This is a genomic window from Rathayibacter sp. AY1E3 (genome assembly GCF_002932235.1).
Taxonomy (GTDB): Bacteria; Actinomycetota; Actinomycetes; order Actinomycetales; family Microbacteriaceae; genus Rathayibacter.
The window spans coordinates 86,680-110,508 of the sequence record NZ_PSVN01000005.1; the positions used below are offsets into that span (position 1 = coordinate 86,680).

A 23,829-nucleotide genomic window follows, 5' to 3' on the forward strand; every position below is an offset into this window, starting at 1 on the left:
TCTCAGGTGCGGCTGTGGCCTCCCAGTCAAGGCGGAGCGGGGCTCTTCAGCGCCGCCGTAGGGTGAGCCGCATGGCACAGACCGTCTCGACCCTGCTCATCCTCGGAGCGACGGGGGACCTGTCCTCGCGGCTCCTCCTCCCCGCCATCGGCCAGCTGCTGACCCGCGAGACCGACCGGCGGGTCCACCTCGTCGGCGCGGGACGCGAGGACTGGACCCAGGAGCACTGGCACGAGGTGCTGACCGCCTCCTTCGCCACCGTCGAGGCGCAGGGCGAGGGCGTGGACGCGCTCACCTCCGGCACGCGCTACCAGCAGGTCGACGTCACCGATCCGGAGGCGCTCGCCGCACTGCTCGCGAGCTGCGACGGTCCGGTGGCGGTCTACTTCGCCCTCCCGCCGGCGATCGCGGCGAAGGCCTGCGAGGCGCTCGCCGCCCACGACCTGCCGGAGGGCACCGTGCTGGCGCTGGAGAAGCCGTTCGGGACCGATGAGGCGAGCGCGCACGCCCTCGACCAGCGCCTCGCCGCGCTGGTCCCCGAGGACCGCATCCACCGCGTCGACCACTTCCTCGGCCGCGCGACCGTGATGAACGTGCTCGGCCTGCGCTTCGCGAACCGGATCCTCGAGCCGCTGTGGTCGGCCGAGCACATCGAGAGCGTCGAGATCGTCTACGACGAGCAGCTGGCCCTCGAGGGGCGGGCGAGCTACTACGACGGCGCGGGCGCGCTGACCGACATGATCCAGAGCCACCTGCTGCAGGTCCTCGCGGTGATCGCGATGGAGCCGCCGTCCTCGCTCGACGCGGCCGACCTCCGGGACGCGAAGTCGATCGTCCTGCGCGCCACGCGCCTGCACGGCGACGACCCCTCCGCGAGCTCGCGCCGCGCCCGCTACACGGCGGGGACGATCGACGGACGCCAGCTGCCCGCCTACGCGGACGAGAAGGGAGTGGACCCCGCTCGCCGCACCGAGACGCTGGCCGAGCTGGTCGTCGAGATCGACACCTGGCGCTGGGCCGGCGTGCCGTTCACCCTCCGCTCCGGCAAGGCGCTCGGGGAGCGGCGGCGCGAAGTGGTCATCCGCTTCAAGCCGGTGCCGCACCTGCCCCGCGGCTTCGTGGGCACCGAGGCGCCGTCCGTGCTGCGGCTGTTCCTCGCGCCCGACCAGATGTCGCTCGAGCTGAACATCAACGGCCCCGGCGACCCGTACACGCTCGAGCGCGCCTCGCTGGAGGCGACCTTCGGCGCGGGCGAGCTGCTGGCGTACGGCGAGGTCATCTCGGGGATCCTCGACGACGACCCGTCGCTCTCGGTCCGCGGGGACGCCGCCGAGGAGTGCTGGCGCATCGTGCAGCCCGCGATCGACGCGTGGCACGCGGATCGGGTGCCGCTCGACGAGTACCCGGCGGGCAGCGAGGGCCCCGGGAGCTGGCCGACGCTCTGACGGGCGGCCGGGGGAGGGTCGGCTACGGGGGATCTCGGGACGGCGGCGGTGCCGCCTCCTCGATCAGCGGGAAGGGCGACGTCGCTCGTCGGGTCTGCCGGAGGGCGAGCCCGCCGGCAGACCGCTCGGGTCAGGAGCGGGTCGGGACGGGGGCGTCGACGGCGACGTCGGCGGGGGCCGGCTCCGCCCAGACGGCGATCGGCTTCGGCTCCCAGGTGAGGGCGGCCGGCTCCACCGGGGGAGTCGAGGCGCGCATCACGGGGATCGCCTCGGTGACCGGGGACGACGTCCGCTCGGCGCCGGCGCGGAGCTGCTCCTCCTGGATGGCGGCGGAGAGCTCGTGGGCGAGGGAGCGCGCGAGCATCCCGTGGAAGATCGGGTCGCGGTCGTCGTGGCTGCGGCGCGTGACGACCCAGGCGCCCTCGGATCCGACGAAGGCCGCGAGCCGCTCGTGGACGACGGCGAAGAGCTCGTCCTGCGTGAGGACGGGGGCCGCCTCGACGACCTCGGGGGCCGCCTTGCGACGCCTCAGACGAAACCTCATGACGAACCCCGTTTCCCGTGCCGGCAGCGACTGGGAACAGTGTCGCCGCCACCGGGTCGGGAGACCGGCTGACACGCCGCCCCGCGGGGAGGCGGCGCGTCAGGAGGGCCTAGCGGTCGCGCTTCCTGCCGCGCTCCTCCTTGACGATCTCCTTCGAGTCGTAGGACACGGAGCCCAGGGCGACGGTGACCGAGATGGCCCAGCTGACCCACTGGAGGGCCAGGCGCCAGTCGCGCGGGCCCTTGCGCGTGGTCTGCAGGATCGACCAGCCGCCGACGATCGCGCTGATGACGCTGGAGTTGAGGATGAACTTGCGCATGCGTGTGCCTCCCGTGTTCACCCCGACGCTAGCGGGTGCGAAAGCTCTCAGAGGAACGCTTGACAGCACCGAGGGGTTGTCCCGCTACGGTGGACCGCCGCCGGGACCCGAATCCTCGAGCCGGGGCACGCCGAGGAGAACGGGAACGACATGCGCACGGCTGTGATCGGGGCGGTGCTGCTCGTCGTCGGGGCGGTGGCCGTCGTCACGGGGGTCCTCCCGATGGACGCGCTGGGCGAGCTGGTCGAGCGGACGGCGCCGATCCTCGGCTTCGTGGTCGCGGTGACCGTGGTCGCCGAGCTGGCCTCCGAGGCCGGCGTCTTCACCGTGGTCGCCGAGCGCTCCGCCGAGTGGGGCCGCGGGCGGACCGCGGTGCTCTGGCTGCTGGTGGTGGCGATGGCCGTCGTCAGCACGGTGTTCCTCTCGCTCGACACGACCGCCGTGCTCCTGACCCCGGTCGTGGTCCTGCTCGCGGCGCACGTGCGCGTCCCGCCCCTGCCGTTCGCGATGGCCACGGTCTGGCTGGCGAACTGCGCCTCCCTCCTCCTCCCCGTCTCGAACCTCACCAACCTGCTCGCGCAGCGGCGCCTGGGGGTCGAGGGCCCCTTCGCCTTCGCCGCGCTGACCGCGGTGCCCGCGCTCGTCGCGGCCGTCGTGCCCGTGCTGATCCTCGCGATCCGCTACCGGCGCGAGCTGGCCGGGCGCTACACCCCGGGGGAGCGGACGCCGGTGGAGGACCGGGTGCTGCTCATCGGCGCGGGGACCGTCGTGGCGCTGCTCCTGCCGGCGCTCGTCTCGGGCCTCGAGGTGTGGATCCCGGCGACGGTCGCCGCGGTCGCGCTGATCGTCCTCTTCGCGGTGCGCCGTCCCGCGGCGCTCACGCCCGCCCTCCTGCCGTGGCAGCTCGTCGTCTTCGCGGCGGGCCTCTTCGTGGCGATGGAGGCGGCGCACCAGCTCGGGCTGGGCGCGGCGCTCGCCGTGGTCGCGGGGGAGGGGAGCGGGACGCTCGACCTGCTGCGCCTCGCCGGCTCCGGCGCGGTCGCCTCCAACCTGGTCGACAACCTGCCCGCCTACCTCGCCCTCGAGCCCGTCGCGGCGGATCCGCTCCGCCTGGTCGCCCTGCTGATCGGCGTGAACGCCGGACCGTTGATCACCCCGTGGGCCTCGCTCGCCACCCTGCTCTGGCACCAGAGGCTGACCGCGCTGGGCGTGCACGTCTCGTGGCGCCAGTACGCGCTCCTCGGACTCGTCGCGGTCGTCCCGACGGTGGGCGGAGCGACGCTCGCCCTCGCCCTCGTGCAGGGCTGATCCCCCGTCCCCCGAGCGGGGCCGGCTGATAGCCTCGACGGGCACGACGACGGCTCGACCGACGAAAAGGGACCACCATTCCTCCGCACTCCGCCTCCGCCTCCTCCGCCGCTGACAGGACCGACGCCGGGACCTCGGGAGGAACCGAGCGCAACGCGTTCGTGGTCGTCTCGAACCGCCTCCCCGTGGACCGCGTCGTGGCCGAGGACGGCACCGCCTCCTGGAAGACCTCGCCCGGCGGGCTGGTCACCGCGCTCGAGCCCGTGATGCGTGCGAACGAGGGCGCCTGGGTCGGCTGGCCCGGCGTGGCCGACGAGGAGGTCGCCCCGTTCGTCGACAACGGCGTGCAGATCGTCCCGGTCGCCCTCAGTGCGCAGGAGCTCGAGGACTACTACGAGGGCTTCTCGAACGACACGCTCTGGCCGCTGTACCACGACGTGATCGCGCCCCCGACCTACCACCGCGACTGGTGGGACGCCTACGTGCGGGTCAACCAGCGCTTCGCCGAGGCGGCCGCGGCCGTGACGGAGGAGGACGGCGTGGTCTGGGTGCAGGACTACCAGCTCCAGCTCGTGCCCAAGATGCTGCGGGAGCTCCGGCCCGACGTCACGATCGGCTTCTTCAACCACATCCCGTTCCCGCCCTACGGGATCTTCGCGCAGCTCCCGTGGCGCCGGCAGATCGTTGAGGGCCTGCTCGGCGCCGACGTGATCGGCTTCCAGCGCCAGGGAGACGCGGGCAGCTTCCTCCGCGCGGTCCGGCGCCTGCTGGGCTACGACACCCGCAGCACGGTCGTCGAGGTCCCGGTCGAGGAGGAGGCCGTCGGCGGCACCCGCCGCGTCAACCGCTCGCGGCGCGGGGCGAGCGTGCGCCCGGTCGTCGCCCGGCACTTCCCGATCTCGATCGACTCCGCGTCGTTCGAGGCGATGGCGCGCACCCCCGAGATCCAGGCCCGCGCCGCCGAGATCCGCGCCGAGCTGGGCAACCCCGCGACGATCATGCTCGGCGTCGACCGGCTCGACTACACCAAGGGGATCGGCCACCGCCTGAAGGCCTTCGGCGAGCTCCTGGCGGACGGCCGCCTCACCTCCGAGGACGCGGTGCTGGTCCAGGTCGCGAGCCCGAGCCGCGAGCGCGTGGACACCTACCGGCAGCTGCGCGACGACATCGAGCTGCAGGTCGGCCGGATCAACGGCGACTACAGCACGCTCGGGCACCCGGCGATCAGCTACCTCCACCACGGCTACCCGCGCGAGGAGATGGTGGCGCTCTACCTCGCCGCCGACGTCATGCTCGTCACGGCGCTGCGCGACGGGATGAACCTCGTCGCGAAGGAGTACGTCGCGTCCCGCTTCGACAACGACGGCGTGCTCGTGCTGAGCGAGTTCGCCGGAGCGGCCGACGAGCTCAAGCAGGCCGTGCAGGTGAACCCGCACGACATCTCGGGGCTGAAGGACGCGATGGAGGCCTCGGCGCGGATGCCGCGCGTCGAGCGCACCCGGCGCATGCGCGCGCTCCGTCGCCGCGTGCTCGAGAACGACGTGGCGCGCTGGTCCGAGTCGTTCCTCTCCGCTCTCGCGGAGCACGCGGCCGGCCAGCAGCTCGACGTGCGGCCCGCCGCCCGCGGGCAGGAGGCGCCGCACGGCCAGGAGGCCGAGCACCGCGACGACGCGGCCCACGGACAGGCGGCCGAGCTCGAGCGGGAGGCCGCCGACGACCGCGAGCTCGACGGCGGCGCGCGATGAGCGAGGGAGTGCCCGAGCGGCTCGCGGCGGCGCTGCGGGAGCTCGCCGCGACCGAACGGCTCCTGGTGGCCCTCGACTTCGACGGCACCCTCGCGCCCGAGGTCGACGACCCCGCCCGCGCGCGGGCGCTCCCCGAGGCGCGCGAGGCCGTGCTGCGGCTCCTCGCCCTCCCCGGCACCAGGGTCGCGCTGGTCTCCGGCCGGGCGCTCGGGAGCCTGGAGGAGGTCTCGCAGCTGCCGGACGAGGCGCTGCTGGTCGGCTCCCACGGCATCGAGATCCGCCTCGACCCCGAGGAGGACGCGGTCCGGCTCGACGACGACGAGCTCGAGAAGGTGGGAGTGCTCGAGGACGTCCTGAAGGGCATCGCCCGCGGGATCGACAACGTCTGGATCGAGGACAAGCCGGCCGGCTTCGCCCTGCACACCCGCCTCGCGACCGAGCGCCACAGCCGCGTCGCCCACGTCGTCGCCCTCTCCGAGGCGCGCGCCGAGGTGCAGGGGGTCACCGTCCGCGAGGGCAAGAACGTCCTGGAGTTCTCGGTCCGCTCGACCACCAAGGGCGAGGCCGTGCAGCACCTCCGCCGCTACACCGGCGCGACCGCCGTCCTCTACGCGGGCGACGACGTGACGGACGAGGACGCCTTCGCGGTCCTCGGCTCCGGCGACGTCGGCATCAAGAGCGGCGAGGGCGCCACCGCGGCCTCCTACCGGGTCCGCGGTCCCGAGCAGGTCGCGCACGCACTCCGGCTGCTGGCCGACCTGCGCGCGGAGTAGCAGCCCCCTTCCGGCGGTCAGCGCCGGCGGGTCCCGGATCGCCGACTCGCCGAGGACGGCCGTCCGCCGACGCGGGGAGCGGCCGTTCGCGACGAGTCGGAGATCCGCGGGGACGTCCGCGTCCGGTGCCGCTGCCGGAGGCCGGGGCAGGAACGGGTGCGCGGGCCGGTCCGGGTCCGCCCGGCGAGCAGGGGCACCGCGCGCGAGGCGGTAGCCTCATCGCATGCCGGAAATCGATTGGAAGCCCCGCTCGCGCACCGTCACGGACGGCATCGAGGCCACGACGTCGCGCGGGATGCTGCGGGCGGTCGGGATGGGCGATGACGACTGGGAGAAGCCCCAGATCGGCATCGCGTCCTCGTGGAACGAGATCACCCCCTGCAATCTCTCGCTCGAGCGCCTCGCGCGCTCCGCGAAGGAGGGCGTGCACTCCGGCGGCGGCTACCCGCTCCAGTTCGGCACCATCTCCGTCTCGGACGGCATCTCGATGGGCCACGAGGGCATGCACTTCTCGCTCGTCTCCCGCGAGGTCATCGCCGACTCCGTCGAGACCGTGATGATGGCCGAGCGCCTGGACGGCACCGTCATGCTGGCCGGCTGCGACAAGTCGCTGCCCGGCATGCTGATGGCCGCGGCCCGCCTCGACCTCGCCGCCGTGTTCGTCTACGCCGGCTCGATCGCACCGGGCTGGGTCAAGCTCTCGGACGGCACCGAGAAGGACATAACGATCATCGACTCCTTCGAGGCCGTCGGCGGCGTCAAGGCCGGGATCATGTCCGAGGAGGACGCCAAGCGCATCGAGTGCGCCTTCGCCCCGGGCGAGGGATCCTGCGGTGGCATGTACACCGCCAACACCATGGCCAGCGTCGCCGAGGCGCTCGGCATGAGCCTGCCCGGCTCCGCCTCGCCCGCCGCCGCCGACCGCCGCCGCGACTACTTCGCCCGCAAGTCCGGCGAGGCCGTCGTCGAGCTGCTGCGCAACGGCACCACGGCCCGCGACATCCTCACCAAGGAGGCGTTCGAGAACGCGATCGCGGTGGCGATGGCCTTCGGCGGGTCGACCAACGTCATCCTGCACCTGCTCGCGATCGCCAACGAGGCCGAGGTCGACCTCACGATCGACGACTTCAACCGCATCGGCGACACGATCCCGCACATCGGCGACCTCAAGCCCTTCGGCAAGTACGTCATGAACGACGTCGACCGCCACGGCGGCGTCCCGGCCGTGATGAAGGCGCTCCTGGACGCCGGGCTGCTCCACGGCGACTGCCTGACGGTCACCGGGAGGACGGTCGCCGAGAACCTCGCCGCGATGGACATCGCGCCGCTGGACGGCGAGGTCATCCGCACCCTCGACAACCCGATCCACGCGACCGGCGGGCTCACCATCCTCAAGGGCTCGCTCGCCCCCGAGGGCGCGGTCGTCAAGACCGCCGGCTTCGACGCCTCCGTCTTCGAGGGTCCGGCCCGCGTGTTCGAGCGCGAGCGCGCCGCGATGGACGCCCTGACCGAGGGCCGGATCGAGAAGGGCGACGTGGTGGTCATCCGGTACGAGGGCCCCAAGGGCGGCCCCGGCATGCGCGAGATGCTCGCCATCACCGCCGCCATCAAGGGGGCCGGGCTCGGAAAAGATGTACTACTGTTGACGGACGGACGATTCTCAGGCGGCACAACCGGCCTGTGCATCGGCCACATAGCTCCCGAATCGGTGGACGCAGGTCCCATCGCATTCGTTCGCGACGGAGACCCGATTCGGGTCGACATCGCCGCTCGCTCGATCGACCTACTCGTCGACGAGTCCGAGCTCGCCGCCCGCCGAGAAGGCTGGGCCCCTCTCCCTCCGCGCTACACCCGCGGTGTCCTCGCCAAGTACGCCAAGCTCGTCCGCTCGGCAGCCGAGGGCGCCGTCACCGGGTGACCCGGCCCGCTCCGGCCGGCCGCGCACTCGCGTTCCCGGGCACTCGCCTCCGGCTCTGCCCGCCGCCGCACCACCTCCTGAAGGAATCGACACCCGCATGACTCCGGATCCGTCCGCCGTGCAGCCCGCACCGACGCCCCAGCCACCCCGACCCGCCCACGCTCCCGCGGCCGCCCCCGCGGCCGAGATCCTCACCGGAGCGCAGGCGGTCGTCCGCTCGCTCGAGATGCTCGGGATCGAGGACGTCTTCGGCCTTCCCGGAGGCGCGATCCTCCCGGTCTACGACCCGCTGATGGACTCCTCGAAGATCCGGCACATCCTGGTCCGCCACGAGCAGGGCGCCGGCCACGCCGCCGAGGGCTACGCCTCGGCGACCGGCAAGCTCGGCGTCTGCATCGCGACCTCGGGCCCCGGAGCGACCAACCTGGTCACCGCGATCGCGGACGCCTACATGGACTCCGTCCCGATGCTCGCGATCACCGGCCAGGTGTTCTCGACGCTCATGGGGACCGACGCGTTCCAGGAGGCGGACATCGTCGGCATCACGATGCCGATCACGAAGCACTCCATCCTCGTGACGCGTCCCGAGGACATCCCCTCGGCCCTCGCCTCCGCCGCGCTGATCGCCACCACCGGCCGCCCCGGCCCCGTGCTGGTCGACATCACGAAGGACGCGCAGCAGGACCAGGCGCCGTTCCTCTGGCCGCCGAAGATCGACCTGCCCGGCTACCGTCCGGTCACGAAGGCCCACGGCAAGCAGATCCAGGCCGCGGCCCAGCTGCTGGTCGAGTCGCGGAAGCCGGTGCTCTACGTGGGCGGCGGCATCATCCGCGCCCGCGCGGCCGCCGAGCTGAAGGCGTTCGCCGAGGCCTGCGGCGCCCCCGTGGTGACCACGCTGATGGCGCGCGGAGCGTTCCCGGACTCGCACGAGCAGCACCTGGGCATGCCCGGCATGCACGGCACCGTCCCCGCGGTGCTCGCGCTGCAGGAGGCGGACCTGATCCTCGCGCTGGGCTCGCGCTTCGACGACCGCGTGACCGGCAAGGCGGCGCTCTTCGCGCCCCACGCCAAGGTCGTGCACGTCGACATCGACCCGGCCGAGATCTCCAAGATCCGCACCGCCGACGTGCCGATCGTGGGCGACCTCAAGGACGTCCTCCCGGACCTCACCGACGCGTTCGCCAAGGCCTCCGCCGACGGCCGCGCCGACACCTCCGAGTGGTGGAGCTACCTCAAGGGCCTGCAGACGGAGTTCCCGCTCGGCTACACCGAGCCGAACGACGGCCTGCTCTCGCCGCAGTACGTCATCAAGCGCATCGGCGAGATCACCGGCCCCGAGGGCGTCTTCGCCTCCGGCGTCGGCCAGCACCAGATGTGGGCGGCGCAGTTCATCAAGTACGAGCGCCCCAACTCGTGGCTGAACTCCGGCGGCGCCGGCACCATGGGCTACTCCGTGCCCGCGGCGATGGGCGCCAAGGTCGGCGAGCCCGAGCGCACCGTGTGGGCGATCGACGGCGACGGCTGCTTCCAGATGACCAATCAGGAGCTCGCCACCTGCACGATCAACGACATCCCGATCAAGGTCGCGGTGATCAATAACTCCTCGCTCGGCATGGTGCGCCAGTGGCAGACCCTGTTCTACGAGGGCCGCTACTCCAACACCGACCTCAACACGGGTCACGACACCGTCCGGGTGCCCGACTTCGTGAAGCTCGCCGACGCCTACGGCGCGCTCGGCATCCGCGTCACGAAGCCGGAGGAGATCGACGACGCCATCCGCCTCGCCATCGCCACCAACGACCGGCCCGTGGTGATCGACTTCGTCGTCAGCCGCGACTCCATGGTCTGGCCGATGGTCCCGCAGGGCGTGTCCAACAGCTACGTCCAGTACGCCCGAGACCACAGCCCGACCTGGGACGACGAGGAGTAGACCCGCATGACGCACCACGTTCTCTCCCTGCTCGTCGAGGACAAGCCGGGACTGCTCACCCGTGTCGCCGGGCTGTTCGCCCGCCGCGGCTTCAACATCGAGTCGCTGGCGGTCGGTCCGACCGAGCTGGCCGGGCTCTCGCGCATCACGGTCGCCGTGGACGTCGAGGACCTGCCGCTCGAGCAGGTCACGAAGCAGCTCAACAAGCTCGTCAACGTGATCAAGATCGTCGAGCTCGACACCGACCAGTCGGTCCAGCGCGAGCACCTGCTCGTCAAGGTCCGCGTCGACAACGTCACGCGATCGCAGGTGCTCGAGGCCGTCACGCTCTTCCGCGCCCGCGTGGTCGACGTCGCGACGGACGCCCTGGTGATCGAGGTCACCGGCGACACCGGCAAGACCAACGCGTTCCTGCGGGTGATCGAGCCCTACGGCATCAAGGAGATCGCGCAGTCGGGCCTGCTCGCCATCGGGCGCGGCTCCAAGTCGATCACCGAGCGCGTCTTCAAGAACTGACCGCGAACTCTCCACTACAGAAAAGGACTCACCACGTGACCGAGCTCATCTACGACGCCGACGCCGACCTCTCCATCATCCAGTCCAAGAAGGTCGCGATCGTCGGCTACGGCTCGCAGGGCCACGCGCATGCGCAGAACCTCCGCGACTCCGGCGTCCAGGTCGTCATCGCGCTGAAGGAGGGGTCGAAGTCGACCGCCAAGGCCGAGGACGACGGCTTCGAGGTCAAGAGCGTCGCCGACGCCGCGGCCTGGGCCGACCTGATCATGATCCTCGCGCCGGACCAGCACCAGCGCGCGATCTACAGCGAGCAGATCGCCTCCGCGCTGACCGAGGGCAAGACCCTCGCCTTCGCGCACGGCTTCAACATCCGCTTCGGCTACATCGAGGCGCCCGCGGGCGTCGACGTCATCCTCATCGCGCCGAAGGCCCCCGGCCACACCGTGCGCCGCGAGTTCGTCGCCGGCCGCGGCATCCCGGACATCATCGCCGTCGAGAACGACGCGACCGGTACCGCCTGGGAGACCGCGAAGTCCTACGCGAAGGCCATCGGCGGCACCCGCGCCGGCGTCATCAAGACCACCTTCACCGAGGAGACCGAGACCGACCTGTTCGGCGAGCAGGCCGTGCTCTGCGGCGGCACCTCGCAGCTCGTCCAGTACGGCTTCGAGACGCTCGTCGAGGCCGGCTACCAGCCCGAGATCGCCTACTTCGAGGTGCTGCACGAGCTCAAGCTCATCGTCGACCTCATGTGGGAGGGCGGCATCGCCAAGCAGCGCTGGAGCGTCTCCGACACCGCCGAGTACGGCGACTACGTCTCCGGCCCGCGCGTCATCGACCCGCGCGTGAAGGAGAACATGAAGGCCGTCCTCGGCGACATCCAGAGCGGCGCCTTCGCGAAGCGCTTCATCGGCGACCAGGACGCGGGCGGACCCGAGTTCCAGGAGCTGCGCGCCAAGGGCGAGAAGCACCCGATCGAGGAGACCGGCCGCGAGCTGCGCAAGCTCTTCGCCTGGAAGCAGACCGACGAGGACTACACCGACGGCAGCGTCGCGCGCTAGTCGCACCGCGTCGACCGGGGGAGCCCCGGCCCGACGAGGGACCCGTCCACCGGGATCCCCTCGCCGGGCCGGGGCTCCTCCGCGTCCGGGGCGCGACTACCGCTCGAGCTCGCGGACGAGACGGCGGAGACCGCCCTTCGGCGGGACGAGGACGGGGTCCGGCCACCGGGGCGAGAGGTGGTCGCCGAGCGTGACCCGGCGCAGCTTGCGGCCGACGAGGGGGAGGACCCAGTCGGCGGCCCAGCGGCGCTGCTCGCGCAGCCGCGCGCGGAGGCGGAGCGGCTCGGGAGCGTCCCAGGGCCCGGTCGAGATCGTGTGCGGCACGCCGAGCGTGTCGAGCACGCGGCCGGCCAGGACGCGGTGGCCGCGCTTGGAGAGGTGCATCCGGTCGGGCGACCAGAGCACGGGGGAGTGGAACTCCCGCATCGCCCAGTAGTCGACGAGGATCGCGCCCCGCTCGCGGGCGATCCGGCGGACGGCGCTGTTGTAGAGGTGGTTGCGGCGCAGGAACATCCGCGGGGCGGGCAGTCCCGGGATGTCGACGCCGGTGAAAAGCACGAGGGAGGCGCCGGTGGTCGCGAGCGCGTCGACGAGCGCCTCGTAGCGGGTGATCAGATCGACGGTGTCGGTGCCGAGGTCGAGGATGTCGTTGCCGCCGGCGTACAGCGTGATCAGGGTGGGGCGGAGCGCGAGGGCGGGCGCGAGCTGGTCCTCGGTGATCTGGGCGAGGCGCTTCGAGCGGACGGCGAGGTTCGCGTACTCCCAGCCCGGCTCGGCCTTCGCCAGGCGCTCGGCGACGCGGTCGGCCCAGCCGCGCACTCCGTTCGGCAGGCGCGGGTGCGGGTCGCCGACCCCCTCCGTGAAGGAGTCGCCGAGGGCGACGAAGCGGCGGCGGCGGTCGTCCATCCGCTCAGCCTCGCCCCCGGGGGAGGACGCGGGGTGTCCGCCGGGTGTCGGGGAGGCGGCGGCGGGCTCTGAGCCTCCTGCGAGGTGCGCGCGGCTAGGGTGTTGCGGTGATCGATGGTGGACCGGGCCGCTCCCCGGAGGACGACGACGCGGCGACCCCGCCGGTGAACCGCGGGCCGGACGCCGGCCCGGAGGACGACGCCGACGACGAGGCCCTGGAGTGGGCGGGCGAGGGCGCGGACCCGACGCTCGCCGCGGGGACGGCGCGCGTGCGCCGGACGCCCCGCACGGTCGCGGGGGCGGGCCCGGCGGACGACGGCTCGGACGACGACGACTCCGAGGACGAGGACCCCGACGACGAGGCCGCGTCCTCGTCCGCTCTGCTGATCGCCGCGGGCATCGCGGCCGGCCTCTACCTCCTGTACGCCATCGCCTGGGCGATCACGGCGACGCGGCAGTCGCCGGTCGCCACGGCCGGCTTCGCGGGCGATGCGCTCGGCGGCGCCCTCTACTCGCTCGGGCTCTGGCTGGCGGTCCTGGCGCCGCCGGTGTGGTTCGCCGTGGCGCTCCTCGCCACCCGCGACGCCCGGGTGCGCATCCGCGTGCTCTGGCTGGTCGCCGGACTCGTCCTCCTCGCTCCGCTGCCGTTCCTGAAGGGGGCCTGATGACCGACTCGACCCGGGCCACCCTCGGCGGGACCGGCCGGCGCGACCGGCCCGGCCGGCGCCCGGCCGCCTCCGTCCTCGCCGCCGTGGTGTTCGCGCTCTTCTTCGCCTGGGACGTCTGGGAGGCGGTCGGCAACCTGATCGGCCTGCGCAGCTACGCGGCCTCCCTCGGCACCGATCTGAATCCGACGGGCTGGGCGGTGCTCCTGCTCGGCCTGGTGCTGCCGGTCGCCTGCTTCGTCGCCGCCGTCCTGCTCGGGCGCCGCCGGGGGCTCCCGGCGCGCGTCGGACTGCTCGCGGCGGCCCTCTGCCTCTCGGCGGCGCTCTCGCTCGACGTGCAGCTCGTCCTCGGCGTCGAGAGCCTGGTCTCGCTGAGCTGACCGGCGGCGTCACACGGCGCGGGGCGCGCCCACCCCTCCGCTACAGTGTCGGGGGGCTGCCGACGCCCCCGCCTCGGTGCCCGCTCCGTCCCCTCTCCGAAGGAAGCGCCTCTCGTGACAAAGCCGGTCGTCCTGATCGCCGAAGAACTCTCGCCCGCCACCGTGGACGCGCTCGGTCCCGACTTCGAGATCCGCTCCGTGGACGGCACCGACCGCCCGGCGCTGCTCGAGGCCCTCGCCACAGCGCACGCGATCCTGGTGCGCTCCGCGACGCAGGTCGACGCGGAGGCGATCGCCGCGGCCCCCTCGCTCCAGGTGATCGCCCGCGCCGGTGTGGGCCTGGACAACGTCGACATCACCGCCGCGACCGCCGCGGGCGTCATGGTCGTGAACGCGCCGACCTCGAACATCATCTCGGCCGCCGAGCTCACCGTCGGCCACATCCTGAGCCTCGCCCGCCACATCCCCGCCGCGCACAGCGCGCTCGCGCAGGGCCTCTGGAAGCGCTCGAAGTACACGGGCGTCGAGCTCTACGAGAAGACCGTCGGCATCATCGGCCTCGGCCGCATCGGCGCGCTGATCACCGCGCGCCTGCAGGCCTTCGGTGTGAACGTCGTCGCCTACGACCCCTACGTGACCAGCGCCCGCGCGCAGCAGCTCGGCGTCACGCTCCTCTCCCTGGAGGAGCTGCTGGCCGAGAGCGACTTCATCACGATCCACATGCCGAGGACCCCCGAGACGACGGGCATGATCTCGGACGATCAGCTGGCGCTGATGAAGCCGTCGGCGTTCATCGTGAACGTGGCCCGCGGCGGCCTCATCGACGAGGACGCGCTGCACCGCGCGCTCGTCGCGAAGACCATCGCCGGCGCCGGGCTCGACGTGTTCGTCAAGGAGCCGCCGACCGGATCGCCGCTGCTCGCCCTCGAGAACGTGGTCGTCACTCCGCACCTCGGGGCCTCGACCGACGAGGCGCAGGAGAAGGCCGGCGTCTCGGTCGCCCGCTCGGTGCGCCTCGCGCTCTCGGGTGAGCTCGTGCCGGACGCCGTGAACGTCGCCGGCGGCGTGATCGACGAGTACGTGCGCCCCGGCATCCCGCTGGTCGAGAAGCTCGGCCAGGTCTTCTCGGGCCTCGCGGACTCGCCGGTCACCTCCATCGACGTCGAGGTGCGAGGCGAGCTGGCCGGCTACGACGTGAAGGTCCTCAAGCTGGCGGCTCTCAAGGGCGTGTTCACCAACGTGGTCTCGGAGACGGTGTCCTACGTCAACGCGCCGGTGCTCGCGGAGCAGCGCGGCATCGAGGTGCGCCTGATCACGGAGCCGGTCTCGGACGAGTACCGCAACGTGATCACGCTGCGCGGCGCGCTCTCGGACGGCTCGCAGATCTCGGTCTCGGGCACGCTGACCGGCACCAAGCAGGTCGAGAAGATCGTGGCGATCAACGGCTACGACGTCGAGGTCCCCCTCGCGAAGCACCTCGTCGTCATGAGCTACGTCGACCGCCCCGGGATCGTCGCGGTCTACGGCCGCGAGTTCGGCGACGCCGCGGTCAACATCGCGGGCATGCAGATCGCGCGCACCGAGGCGGGCGGCAAGGCGCTCTCGGTGATCACCATCGACTCCCCCGCCCCGGACGGCCTGCTCGAGAAGGTCCGCGTCGCGATCGACGCCGACCTCATGCAGGAGATCGACATCACCGAGCAGTGAGCACGCGGCGGTTCGCTCAGGTCGACGTCTTCGGCGCCGCGCCGTTCCGGGGCAACCCGGTGGCGGTCGTCGTCGACGGCGACGGCGTGGGCGACGCCGCGATGGCGGAGTTCGCGCGCTGGACGAACCTCTCCGAGACGACCTTCCTCCTCCGCCCGAGCGACCCCGCGGCCGACTACCGGCTGCGGATCTTCACGCCGGGCGGGGAGCTGCCCTTCGCCGGGCACCCGACCCTCGGGAGCGCGCACGCCTGGCTCGCGGCCGGAGGGACGGCCCGCGCGGCGGGGGAGCTCGTGCAGGAGTGCGCCGCGGGTCTCGTCCGACTGCGGGTGACGGAGGAGGGCATCGCCTTCGCCGCCCCGCCCCGCCGGCGGACCGGACCGGTCGACGAGGCGACGCTCGAGCGGGTGGCTGCGGCTCTGCGGATCCCGCGCGCGGAGATCCTCGACCACGCGTGGGTCGACAACGGTCCCGGCTGGCTGGCCGTGCGGCTCGCGTCGGCGGAGCAGGTCCTCGCGCTGCGGCCGGACCAGGCTCTCCTCGCCGGGCTCCCCGTCGGCGTCGTGGGCGAGCATCCGGCGGGAGGCGAGTGCGCGGTCGAGGTGCGGGCGTTCATCCCCGACGCCGGTGTGTCCGAGGACCCGGTGACGGGGAGCCTCAATGCGGGGATCGCCCAGTGGCTGATCGGCAGCGGCGTGCTGCCCGAGCGCTACACGGCCGCTCAGGGGGCGGCGTTGGGCCGAGCCGGGCGCGTGCGCGTCGAGAGCACGGACGGCGCGATCTGGATCGGCGGCGCGACGGTGACCCTGATCGACGGGGTCGTCGAGCTGTAGCGGGTCCGCCGGGCGGCGCGGCTCAGCTCCCGAGGAGGCGCTGGACGACCGCGAGGACGTCCTCGGCCTCGCCGCGCGACTGCGAGCCCGTGGGGAGCAGGGCGGAGTTGTAGTAGAGCCCGTCGCTCATCAGGACGATCGCCCGGGCGACGAGCGGGTCGCCCACGGCGTCGGCGACCACCTCGTTCCAGCTGTCGTGGATCCGCGCGAGGCCGCCGCTGGCGCGCTCGTCGTGCCCCTGCGCGATGCGCGACACGGCGAGGATCGTGCGGTCGAAGGCCGAGTCGGCGGCGAAGGAGGTGCGCAGCAGGTAGGCGACCACGCCCTCGGGAGCGGCGAGGCTCTGCGCGACGTCCGCCTCCCGCCGCGCGTCGAGGCGCTGCAGGAGCCCGTCGACGAGGGCGTCCTTCGAGGGGAAGTGGTAGAGCAGCCCGCCCTTGGAGACTCCGGCCTCGCGGGCGACGGCGTCGAGGGTCGCGGCGCGCTCGCCCTGCTCGATGAGGAGCTGCTCGAACGCGTCGAGGACGCGGTCGCGGGCGGGGGCAGGAGGCACGGCGACCATCCTACGGCGGATCAGTGGCGACTGTACCGGCTGGACGGTATACTCTCTCCGTTCTCCTCTGAAAGGTCGTCCCCGTGTCCGCGCGCACCGCTCCCGTCTCCACCCACGACACCGCCGGCGCCGCCGACCGGGTCGGGCGACGCGCCTGGGTGGCGCTCGCGGTGCTGATGCTCCCGGTGCTGCTGGTCTCGGTCGACAACACGGTGCTGAACTTCGCGCTCCCCTCGATCGCCGAGGATCTGGGCCCCTCCGGCACCGAGCTGCTGTGGATCGTCGACGCCTACCCGCTGGTGCTCGCGGGCCTGCTGGTGGCGATGGGCAGTCTCGGCGACCGCGTCGGGCGGCGGCGCCTCCTGCTGGTCGGCGCGGTCGGCTTCGCCGCCGTCTCGGTCGTGGCCGCGTTCGCTCCCACCGCCGCGGCGCTCATCGGCGCCCGCGCGGCACTGGGCTTCTTCGGCGCGATGCTGATGCCCTCGACGCTCTCGCTCCTGCGCAGCGTCTTCCCCGACCGCGACCAGCGCCGCCTCGCGATCGCGATCTGGGCGACCGGCTTCGCCGTGGGCTCGGGCATCGGCCCGCTGGTCGGCGGCGTGCTGCTCGAGCACTTCCCCTGGGGGTCGGTGTTCCTGCTCGCGGTGCCCGTGCTGCTCCCGCTGGTCGTCCTGGTGCCGATCCTGGTGCCGGAGTCGCGCGACCCGCAGCCCGGCCCGGTCGACGTGGTCAGCATCCTGCTGTCGCTGGCGACCATGGCGCCGGTCGTCTACGCGGTGAAGTCCTTCGCCGAGCACGGGATCGACGCGGTCGGCGTCGCGGCGCTCGTCGTGGGCGTCGTCTCGGGAGTTCTGTTCGTCCGCCGCCAGCAGCGCCGGGCCTCGCCGATGCTCGATCTCTCGCTCTTCCGCCGCGGCTCGTTCAGTGCGGCGATCGTGGTCAACCTCCTCAGCGTCACCGCGCTGGTCGGCGGGCTCTTCTTCCTCTCGCAGCACCTGCAGCTCGTGGTCGGGCTCTCGCCCCTGGAGGCGGGCCTCGTGCTCGTGCCGGGCCTCGCCGTGATGATCCTGGCCGGGCTCGGCGTTGTGCCGATCGCGCGCCGCGTCGCTCCGCGCCTCGTCGTCCCGGCCGGACTGCTGGTCTCGGCCGTCGGGTACATCCTGCTGGCCCTCGGCAGCGGGGCGCCCGGAGGAGCGTCCGCGCTCACCGTCGCCGTCGCCTTCGCGTTCCTCGGCCTGGGCATCGGTGCGGCCGAGACGGTGTCGAACGAGCTGATCCTGGCCAACGCGCCCGCCGACAAGGCCGGTGCGGCCTCCGCCGTCTCCGAGACCGCCTACGAGCTCGGTGCCGTCCTCGGCACCGCGACGCTCGGCACGGTCCTCACCGCCGTGTACCGCGGGGGAGTCGTGCTGCCCGAGGGCCTCGACGCCGCGCAGGCGCAGCGGGCCGGGGAGACCCTCGGCGGCGCCGTCTCGGTCGCCGGCGAGCTGCCCGCCGACTCCGCCGCGAGCCTCGTCGCGTCGGCGAGCGCGGCGTTCGACTCGGGCGTCGGCTGGTCGGCCTGGCTCGGTGTCGTCCTCGTGCTGGCCGCCGCCGCGGTCGGCGCCTGGCGCCTCCGCCGGAGCTGACGCTCCTCCTCTCCTCCCGAGGGAGGCCGCCCGGGACGCGCAGCGCCTCCCGGGCGGCCCTCGCCAGCCCGACGGGGGCGCGTGCCCCGGACCGCGGCGCGGGCGGGCCGCGAGTACGCTGGGGGGACTCCGACCCCGTACGCCTGAGGACCGCCATGCCCCGCACCGTGAAGCTCGCCGTCATCCCCGGAGACGGGATCGGGCCCGAGGTGACCGCCGAGGCCGTCAAGGTCCTCGACGCCGTCACCGCCGACTCCGACCTGGTGCTCGAGACGACCACCTTCTCGCTCGGCGCCGCCCGCTACCTCGAGACCGGCGACGTCCTCACCGACGAGGACCTCGCGGCGATCGCGGGGCACGACGCGATCCTCCTGGGCGCCGTCGGCGGAGCACCGGGGGACCCGCGCCTCCGGGACGCGAACATCGAGCGCGGGCTGCTCCTGCGGCTGCGCTTCGAGCTCGACCACTACGTCAACCTGCGGCCGACCCGTCTCTACGCGGGCGTCCCCTCGCCGCTCGCGGCTCCCGGCGAGGTCGACTTCGTGGTCGTCCGCGAGGGCACGGAGGGGCCCTACGTCGGTACCGGCGGCTCGATCCGGCAGGGCACCCCGCACGAGGTCGCCAACGAGGTGTCGGTCAACACCGCCTACGGGGTCGAGCGCGTCGTCCGACACGCGTTCGAGCTCGCCCGCACGCGCCGCTCCCGGCTGACGCTCGTCCACAAGACGAACGTCCTCGTCTTCTCCGGCTCGCTCTGGAAGCGGATCGTCGACGAGGTGGGGGCCGCCTTCGAGGACGTGGCCGTCGACTACCTCCACGTGGACGCCGCCACGATCTTCCTCGTGACCGACCCTGCTAGGTTCGACGTCATCGTCACCGACAACCTCTTCGGCGACATCCTGACCGATCTGGCCGGCGCGATCAGCGGCGGCATCGGACTCGCGGCCTCGGGCAACATCAACCCCGACGGCGCGTTCCCCAGCATGTTCGAGCCGGTCCACGGATCCGCGCCCGACATCGCAGGACGGCAGCTCGCCGACCCGACCGCCGCGATCCTCTCGGCCGCGATGCTGCTGGACCACCTCGGCCGGAGCGACGAGGCCGCCCGCGTCACCGCGGCCGTGACCGCCGACATCGAGTCGCGCGACGGCACCCCGCGCTCCACGGCCGCGATCGGCGACTCCGTCGTCGCCCGCCTCCGCTGATCCCCCGCAGAAGGACACCACAACGATGAGCACCGACTCCGCCCCCGCCGACCTCGCGTTCGAGGTGACCGCCGCCCCCGCGCCCCGCTCCGCCGAGGAGCGCGCCCGGATCCTCGCGAACCCCGGCTTCGGCATGCACTTCACCGACCACATGGTCGGCCTCCGCTGGACCCGCGCGGACGGCTGGCACAGCGCCCGCGTCGAGCCCTACGGCCCGCTCGCGCTCGACCCCGCCGCCGCCGTCCTGCACTACGCGCAGGAGATCTTCGAGGGGATGAAGGCCTACCGCCACGAGGACGGCTCCGTCTGGACCTTCCGCCCGGAGGCGAACGCGCGCCGCCTGCAGCGCTCGGCCCGCCGTCTCGCGCTGCCGGAGCTCCCGACGGACCTCTTCGTCGAGTCGCTGCGGCAGCTGATCGCGGTCGACGGCGACTGGGTCCCCTCGGAGCCGGAGACCAGCCTCTACCTGCGCCCGTTCATGTTCGCGCAGGAGGCGTTCCTCGGCGTGCGCGCGGCCGAGGACGTCGGCTACTACGTGATCGCCAGCCCCGCCGGCGCCTACTTCTCGGGCGGGGTCGCCCCCGTGTCGATCTGGCTCTCCACCTCCTACGCCCGGGCGGGCAAGGGCGGCACGGGAGCGGCGAAGACGGGCGGCAACTACGCCTCCTCCCTCCTTCCGCAGCAGGAGGCCTACAGCCACGGCTGCGCGCAGGTCCTCTTCCTCGACTCGCAGGAGTCGCAGTGGATCGAGGAGCTCGGCGGCATGAACGTGGTGCTGGTGAAGAAGGACGGCACGCTGGTCACCCCGGAATCGGACTCGATCCTCGAGGGCATCACGCGCGACAGCGTCCTGCAGCTCGCCGAGGACCGCGGCCACCGCGTCGAGCGGCGCCGCGTGAGCATCGACGAGTGGCGCGACGGAGTGGCCTCCGGCGACGTGGTCGAGGTGTTCGCCTGCGGGACCGCCGCCGTGATCACCCCGATCGCCGAGCTCAAGGGCGAGGGCTTCTCCGTCGGCCGCGAGGGCGCGCCCGCCGGGGAGCTCACGATGTCGCTCCGCGAGGAGCTGACCGGCATCCAGTACGGACGCCGCGAGGACACGCACGGATGGATGACGAGGCTGGACGCATGAAGATCGCACGATTCGCCACGCAGCGCGACGGGGACAACGGGGGAGCGATCCACTTCGGGATCGTGGACGAGGACGACCTGGTCGTGCTCGCCGGCGACCCGATGTTCGCCGGGTTCGACACCACGGGGGAGCGCATCCCGATCGCGGAGGCGAAGCTCCTCGCGCCGGTGATCCCGCGCTCCAAGGTCGTCGGCATCGGGAAGAACTACGCCGACCACGCGGCTGAGATGGGCGGTGACGCCCCGGCGGAGCCGCTGGTGTTCCTCAAGCCGAACACGTCGGTCATCGGCCCGGACGAGGCGATCGTCCTCCCCGAGGACAGCCAGCTGGTGGAGTTCGAGGGCGAGCTGGCGATCGTGATCGGCGCCGTGGCCCGCAACGTCCGCGCGGAGGACTACGAGGACGTGGTCTTCGGGTACACCATCGCCAACGACGTCACTGCGCGCGACCTCCAGCGCTCCGACGGCCAGTGGGCGCGGGCGAAGGGCTACGACACCTTCTGCCCGCTCGGCCCGGTCATCGAGACCGAGTTCGTCTGGAACGAGAGCGCGATCGAGACGCGCGTCAACGGGCGCGTGCAGCAGTCGGGCAGCACCGGCGACATGATCCACGGGGTGCCCGAGCTCGTGGCCTACGTCTCGCGCATCTTCACGCTGCTCCCCGGGGACGTGATCCTCACCGGGACGCCCGCCGGCGTCGGGCCGATCGCGAACGGCGACACCGTCGCGGTGGACGTCGAGGGCATCGGCACGCTGTTCAACCCGGTGGTCGTCCGGCGCTGAGCCCGAGTCCTCCTCCGCGGAGGGTAGAGCGCCTCCGGCCCGCAAGGATCCTCGGATCCGGCGGGCCGGACGCGTCCGAGCGGGACGTCAGTCGGCGCTCGCCGGGTCGCTGCCGACCGCGCCCTCGGTCTCGTCCGGCAGGTCGGCGTGGCCGGAGACGGTGTCTCCTCCGCTGTCACCGTCGGTCACGGCGTCCGTGACGCCGCGGTCCATCGCGGTGCCCCCGGGAGCGGCCCCCGCGGCGGAGGCGTCGGCCGCGTTCTCGCCGGGCAGCACCGTCTGCGCGCCGCCGGTGTTCGGGACGGCGTCGCCGCCGGATCCGGGAAGGTCCTCGTTCACGTTCTGGTCGGCCATGTCGGCTCCTCTCGTCGGGGCCCCAGCCCAGCACGCGACGGGCCCCTCCGCAGGACGTTGACAGCGCGGGGACGAGGGGGCAGAGGCGGGCCGTGAGGCCGGGCGACGCGCCTTCACCGTGCTCCCCGGCGCTGTCAAGCGGACTGCCTCCGGGGCCGTCTGGTCGTAGCGTCGAGCTATGAACTCCTCCCGCACCGACTCCGTCAGCCGCATCGCCCGGGAGGACTTCGGCTGGTCGTCGCTGCTCCCCGGTCAGCGCGAGGCGATCGAGTCGGCCGCCTCCGGGCGCGACACGCTGCTGGTGCTGGCGACGGGCGGCGGCAAGTCCGCGGTCTACCAGATCGCCGGAGCCGAGCGCGGCGGCGTCGTCCTGGTCGTCTCCCCGCTCGTCGCCCTGCAGGCCGACCAGCTCGCCGCGATCGAGGCGGCTCCGGCGGCCCCGCCCGCCGTCGCGATCAACTCCTCCCAGGGCGCCGCGGCCGTCGCCCGCGCCTGGGACCGGATCGACGAGGGCGGCCCGCTCTACGTGCTCCTGGCGCCCGAGCAGCTCGCCAAGCCCGAGAACGTGGCGCGTCTGGCGGCCGCGGGAGTGTCGCTCCTGGTCGTCGACGAGGCGCACTGCGTCTCCTCCTGGGGCCACGACTTCCGCCCCGACTACCTCCGCCTGGCCGATGTGCGCGGCGAGCTCGGAGACCCGCCGGTGCTCGCGATGACCGCCACCGCCTCCGGGCCGGTGCGCGACGAGATCATCGAGCGCCTCCGGATGACCGACCCCGAGATCCAGGTGCACGGCGTCGACCGTCCGGAGATCCGGCTGGTGGTGCACCGCCACGAGAGCGAGAACGAGAAGCGCGCCGCCGTGGTCGAGGAGGCCCGCAGCTGGACGGCTCCGGGCCTGGTCTACGTCGCCACCCGCAAGGAGACGGAGGCCTACGCGGCCGACATCGCGGCGGAGGGGCGCCGGGTCGCGGCGTACCACGCCGGACTCAAGGTGTCCGAGCGCAAGGTCGTGCACGAGCAGTGGCGCGCTGGCGAGCTCGACGTCGTCGTCGCGACCTCGGCCTTCGGGATGGGCATCGACCGGGCCGACGTCCGCTTCGTGCTGCACGCGACGACCACCGAGTCGCTCGACGCGTACTACCAGGAGATCGGCCGCGCGGGCCGCGACGGCGAGCCGGCGACGGGCGCGCTGCACTACCGCGCCGAGGATCTGGGTCTCCGCCGCTTCTTTGCCAAGCGCTCGGTCGACAAGGCCGCGCTGCGCGTGATCTGGGCGGCCGTCTCGGAGCAGCCGGGGCTGGACTCCGCGGCTCTCGCGAAGGAGCTGGGGAAGCCGGCCCGCACGATCGCCCGGATCGTCAACGATCTCGCGGACGCGGGGCTGGTGGAGACCGGCTCCGGTCTGCGCGCCACGCGCGAGGCCTCCGGCGACGAGGCCGTGCACGCGGTGAAGGAGGCTCTGGCCTCCCGCGAGCGGATCGCGGAGTCGCGCCTGTCGATGATGCGCGCGTACGCGGAGACCAGCCAGTGCCGCCGCCGAGTCCTGCTGGACTACTTCGGCGTGGAGTCGGCCGAGTGGTGCGGCAACTGCGACGGCTGCGAGCGGCACGAGGCGAGCGGCGTGACCGTCGAGGCGCCCGTGGACGCCCCTCTGAGCGTCGACGAGTCGGTGGAGCACCGCGAGTGGGGCGCCGGCACCGTGATGAGCGTGGAGGCCGACCGGGCGACGATCTTCTTCGAGTCCGAGGGCTACAAGGTGCTGTCGTTCCAGGCGCTCGAGTCCGGCGTCCTGCGCGAGCGCGAGCACGCCTCCGCCTGACCCCGGCTCTCCGCGCCGGCCGATCGCCGCTCGCGGGACGCCGCTCCGGTACGACAGGCACGGCGTGCCGTGCACCGGAGCGGCGTCCCGCGGAGGGGGTCAGACCTTCGAGACGGCCGAGCTCACGTCGGTGGGCTTCTCGTAGTCGCCGTCCGGGATCGCACGGAGGGCCTCGAGGACGTCGCCGTCCGCGCCCTCCTTCTCCGCGGTCTCGACGATCGTGTCCTTCGAGGCGGGGTAGTCGATGCCCGAGAGGTACTTCTGGATCTGGATCGGGTTGGGTGCGTCCATCGTGCTGTCCTTTCG

General features: G+C 72.9%; 23 protein-coding genes. 17 read left to right on the forward strand and 6 right to left on the reverse strand.

The window, feature by feature from the left end; genetic code table 11:
• Positions 1-71 precede the first annotated feature (71 nt).
• Positions 72-1,445: a glucose-6-phosphate dehydrogenase gene (locus tag C5C53_RS05810; RefSeq protein WP_181127721.1), complete on the forward strand. Its 1,374-nt coding sequence runs from the start codon at positions 72-74 to the stop codon at positions 1,443-1,445.
• Positions 1,446-1,575: 130 nt separating this feature from the next.
• Here C5C53_RS05810 and C5C53_RS05815 read toward each other — a convergent pair whose 3' ends face one another.
• The gene (locus C5C53_RS05815) at positions 1,576-1,989 is read right to left on the reverse strand and encodes a hypothetical protein (protein WP_104267055.1); all 414 of its coding nucleotides are present in this window, start codon (positions 1,987-1,989) and stop codon (positions 1,576-1,578) included.
• 109 nt (positions 1,990-2,098) lie between these two features.
• Positions 2,099-2,308, reverse strand: a complete 210-nt coding sequence (locus tag C5C53_RS05820; protein ID WP_104226242.1) for a hypothetical protein — start codon at positions 2,306-2,308, stop codon at positions 2,099-2,101.
• 150 nt (positions 2,309-2,458) lie between these two features.
• Between C5C53_RS05820 and C5C53_RS05825 the strand changes: the two genes are divergently transcribed.
• From C5C53_RS05825 to ilvC, 7 genes are all read left to right on the forward strand, one after another.
• Positions 2,459-3,616, forward strand: a complete 1,158-nt coding sequence (locus C5C53_RS05825) for an SLC13 family permease (protein ID WP_104247451.1) — start codon at positions 2,459-2,461, stop codon at positions 3,614-3,616.
• 161 nt (positions 3,617-3,777) lie between these two features.
• A complete protein-coding gene (locus C5C53_RS05830; protein WP_104250140.1) occupies positions 3,778-5,361 on the forward strand; it encodes a trehalose-6-phosphate synthase in 1,584 nt (527 codons plus the stop codon).
• Positions 5,358-6,134, forward strand: a complete 777-nt coding sequence (otsB, locus tag C5C53_RS05835) for a trehalose-phosphatase (RefSeq protein ID WP_104267056.1) — start codon at positions 5,358-5,360, stop codon at positions 6,132-6,134. Before C5C53_RS05830 ends, otsB begins: the two co-directional genes overlap by 4 nt.
• Before the next feature lie 223 nt (positions 6,135-6,357).
• Entirely contained in the window at positions 6,358-8,052 is a 1,695-nt protein-coding gene (ilvD, locus tag C5C53_RS05840) for a dihydroxy-acid dehydratase (RefSeq protein WP_104233215.1), read from the forward strand.
• 97 nt (positions 8,053-8,149) lie between these two features.
• On the forward strand, positions 8,150-9,982 hold the full coding sequence (locus C5C53_RS05845) for an acetolactate synthase large subunit (RefSeq protein WP_104267057.1): 1,833 nt from the start codon (positions 8,150-8,152) through the stop codon (positions 9,980-9,982).
• A 6-nt stretch (positions 9,983-9,988) separates the two neighbouring features.
• Positions 9,989-10,498 carry an acetolactate synthase small subunit gene (gene ilvN / locus C5C53_RS05850; RefSeq protein WP_104223540.1) on the forward strand — a complete coding sequence of 170 codons (510 nt, stop codon included), beginning with the start codon at positions 9,989-9,991 and terminating at the stop codon, positions 10,496-10,498.
• Between the two features lie 35 nt (positions 10,499-10,533).
• Positions 10,534-11,559, forward strand: a complete 1,026-nt coding sequence (gene ilvC, locus C5C53_RS05855; RefSeq protein ID WP_104223539.1) for a ketol-acid reductoisomerase — start codon at positions 10,534-10,536, stop codon at positions 11,557-11,559.
• A gap of 96 nt (positions 11,560-11,655) precedes the next feature.
• Here ilvC and C5C53_RS05860 read toward each other — a convergent pair whose 3' ends face one another.
• A complete protein-coding gene (locus C5C53_RS05860; RefSeq protein ID WP_104223538.1) occupies positions 11,656-12,465 on the reverse strand; it encodes an SGNH/GDSL hydrolase family protein in 810 nt (269 codons plus the stop codon).
• Positions 12,466-12,572: 107 nt separating this feature from the next.
• Here C5C53_RS05860 and C5C53_RS05865 point away from each other — a divergent pair, with 107 nt between their 5' ends.
• From C5C53_RS05865 to C5C53_RS05880, 4 genes are all read left to right on the forward strand, one after another.
• Positions 12,573-13,130: a DNA polymerase III subunit gamma/tau gene (locus C5C53_RS05865; protein WP_104267058.1), complete on the forward strand. Its 558-nt coding sequence runs from the start codon at positions 12,573-12,575 to the stop codon at positions 13,128-13,130.
• Positions 13,130-13,510, forward strand: coding sequence for a hypothetical protein (locus C5C53_RS05870; protein ID WP_104267059.1), 381 nt, complete (start codon positions 13,130-13,132; stop codon positions 13,508-13,510). The genes C5C53_RS05865 and C5C53_RS05870 overlap by 1 nt, the downstream gene beginning before the upstream one ends.
• 114 nt (positions 13,511-13,624) lie before the next feature.
• Positions 13,625-15,217 carry a phosphoglycerate dehydrogenase gene (gene serA / locus C5C53_RS05875; RefSeq protein WP_104223535.1) on the forward strand — a complete coding sequence of 531 codons (1,593 nt, stop codon included), beginning with the start codon at positions 13,625-13,627 and terminating at the stop codon, positions 15,215-15,217.
• Positions 15,214-16,050, forward strand: a complete 837-nt coding sequence (locus C5C53_RS05880) for a PhzF family phenazine biosynthesis protein (RefSeq protein WP_104267060.1) — start codon at positions 15,214-15,216, stop codon at positions 16,048-16,050. The genes serA and C5C53_RS05880 overlap by 4 nt, the downstream gene beginning before the upstream one ends.
• A gap of 22 nt (positions 16,051-16,072) precedes the next feature.
• Here the strand turns inward: C5C53_RS05880 and C5C53_RS05885 are convergent, their stop codons facing one another.
• Positions 16,073-16,612, reverse strand: coding sequence for a TetR/AcrR family transcriptional regulator (locus C5C53_RS05885; protein WP_208543367.1), 540 nt, complete (start codon positions 16,610-16,612; stop codon positions 16,073-16,075).
• A gap of 74 nt (positions 16,613-16,686) precedes the next feature.
• Between C5C53_RS05885 and C5C53_RS05890 the strand changes: the two genes are divergently transcribed.
• The 4 genes from C5C53_RS05890 to C5C53_RS05905 all read left to right on the forward strand — a co-directional run bounded on the left by C5C53_RS05890 (position 16,687) and on the right by C5C53_RS05905 (position 21,350).
• Positions 16,687-18,231: an MFS transporter gene (locus C5C53_RS05890; RefSeq protein WP_258059394.1), complete on the forward strand. Its 1,545-nt coding sequence runs from the start codon at positions 16,687-16,689 to the stop codon at positions 18,229-18,231.
• A 155-nt stretch (positions 18,232-18,386) separates the two neighbouring features.
• Positions 18,387-19,436 carry a 3-isopropylmalate dehydrogenase gene (locus tag C5C53_RS05895; RefSeq protein ID WP_104223533.1) on the forward strand — a complete coding sequence of 350 codons (1,050 nt, stop codon included), beginning with the start codon at positions 18,387-18,389 and terminating at the stop codon, positions 19,434-19,436.
• A gap of 25 nt (positions 19,437-19,461) precedes the next feature.
• Entirely contained in the window at positions 19,462-20,568 is a 1,107-nt protein-coding gene (locus tag C5C53_RS05900; RefSeq protein WP_104239273.1) for a branched-chain amino acid aminotransferase, read from the forward strand.
• Entirely contained in the window at positions 20,565-21,350 is a 786-nt protein-coding gene (locus tag C5C53_RS05905; RefSeq protein ID WP_104223531.1) for a fumarylacetoacetate hydrolase family protein, read from the forward strand. Before C5C53_RS05900 ends, C5C53_RS05905 begins: the two co-directional genes overlap by 4 nt.
• Before the next feature lie 87 nt (positions 21,351-21,437).
• Here C5C53_RS05905 and C5C53_RS05910 read toward each other — a convergent pair whose 3' ends face one another.
• Positions 21,438-21,704: a hypothetical protein gene (locus tag C5C53_RS05910; RefSeq protein ID WP_104223530.1), complete on the reverse strand. Its 267-nt coding sequence runs from the start codon at positions 21,702-21,704 to the stop codon at positions 21,438-21,440.
• Positions 21,705-21,882: 178 nt separating this feature from the next.
• On the opposite strand from C5C53_RS05910, the gene C5C53_RS05915 reads away from it, so the two are divergent.
• On the forward strand, positions 21,883-23,523 hold the full coding sequence (locus C5C53_RS05915) for a RecQ family ATP-dependent DNA helicase (RefSeq protein WP_104223529.1): 1,641 nt from the start codon (positions 21,883-21,885) through the stop codon (positions 23,521-23,523).
• Positions 23,524-23,622: 99 nt separating this feature from the next.
• On the opposite strand, the gene C5C53_RS05920 is transcribed toward C5C53_RS05915, so the two are convergent.
• A complete protein-coding gene (locus tag C5C53_RS05920; RefSeq protein ID WP_104223528.1) occupies positions 23,623-23,814 on the reverse strand; it encodes a DUF2795 domain-containing protein in 192 nt (63 codons plus the stop codon).
• Between the last annotated feature and the right edge of the window lie 15 nt (positions 23,815-23,829).

Bases quoted from the DNA above. Each gene is read 5' to 3' on its own strand.
- C5C53_RS05810 (WP_181127721.1), top strand. From the start codon at position 72: ATGGCACAGACCGTCTCGACCCTGCTCATCCTCGGAGCGACGGGGGAC.
- C5C53_RS05815 (WP_104267055.1), bottom strand. From the start codon at position 1,989: ATGAGGTTTCGTCTGAGGCGTCGCAAGGCGGCCCCCGAGGTCGTCGAG.
- C5C53_RS05820 (WP_104226242.1), bottom strand. From the start codon at position 2,308: ATGCGCAAGTTCATCCTCAACTCCAGCGTCATCAGCGCGATCGTCGGC.
- C5C53_RS05825 (WP_104247451.1), top strand. From the start codon at position 2,459: ATGCGCACGGCTGTGATCGGGGCGGTGCTGCTCGTCGTCGGGGCGGTG.
- otsB (WP_104267056.1), top strand. From the start codon at position 5,358: ATGAGCGAGGGAGTGCCCGAGCGGCTCGCGGCGGCGCTGCGGGAGCTC.
- ilvD (WP_104233215.1), top strand. From the start codon at position 6,358: ATGCCGGAAATCGATTGGAAGCCCCGCTCGCGCACCGTCACGGACGGC.
- C5C53_RS05845 (WP_104267057.1), top strand. From the start codon at position 8,150: ATGACTCCGGATCCGTCCGCCGTGCAGCCCGCACCGACGCCCCAGCCA.
- ilvN (WP_104223540.1), top strand. From the start codon at position 9,989: ATGACGCACCACGTTCTCTCCCTGCTCGTCGAGGACAAGCCGGGACTG.
- C5C53_RS05860 (WP_104223538.1), bottom strand. From the start codon at position 12,465: ATGGACGACCGCCGCCGCCGCTTCGTCGCCCTCGGCGACTCCTTCACG.
- C5C53_RS05870 (WP_104267059.1), top strand. From the start codon at position 13,130: ATGACCGACTCGACCCGGGCCACCCTCGGCGGGACCGGCCGGCGCGAC.
- C5C53_RS05885 (WP_208543367.1), bottom strand. From the start codon at position 16,612: ATGGTCGCCGTGCCTCCTGCCCCCGCCCGCGACCGCGTCCTCGACGCG.
- C5C53_RS05895 (WP_104223533.1), top strand. From the start codon at position 18,387: ATGCCCCGCACCGTGAAGCTCGCCGTCATCCCCGGAGACGGGATCGGG.
- C5C53_RS05900 (WP_104239273.1), top strand. From the start codon at position 19,462: ATGAGCACCGACTCCGCCCCCGCCGACCTCGCGTTCGAGGTGACCGCC.
- C5C53_RS05905 (WP_104223531.1), top strand. From the start codon at position 20,565: ATGAAGATCGCACGATTCGCCACGCAGCGCGACGGGGACAACGGGGGA.
- C5C53_RS05910 (WP_104223530.1), bottom strand. From the start codon at position 21,704: ATGGCCGACCAGAACGTGAACGAGGACCTTCCCGGATCCGGCGGCGAC.
- C5C53_RS05915 (WP_104223529.1), top strand. From the start codon at position 21,883: ATGAACTCCTCCCGCACCGACTCCGTCAGCCGCATCGCCCGGGAGGAC.
- C5C53_RS05920 (WP_104223528.1), bottom strand. From the start codon at position 23,814: ATGGACGCACCCAACCCGATCCAGATCCAGAAGTACCTCTCGGGCATC.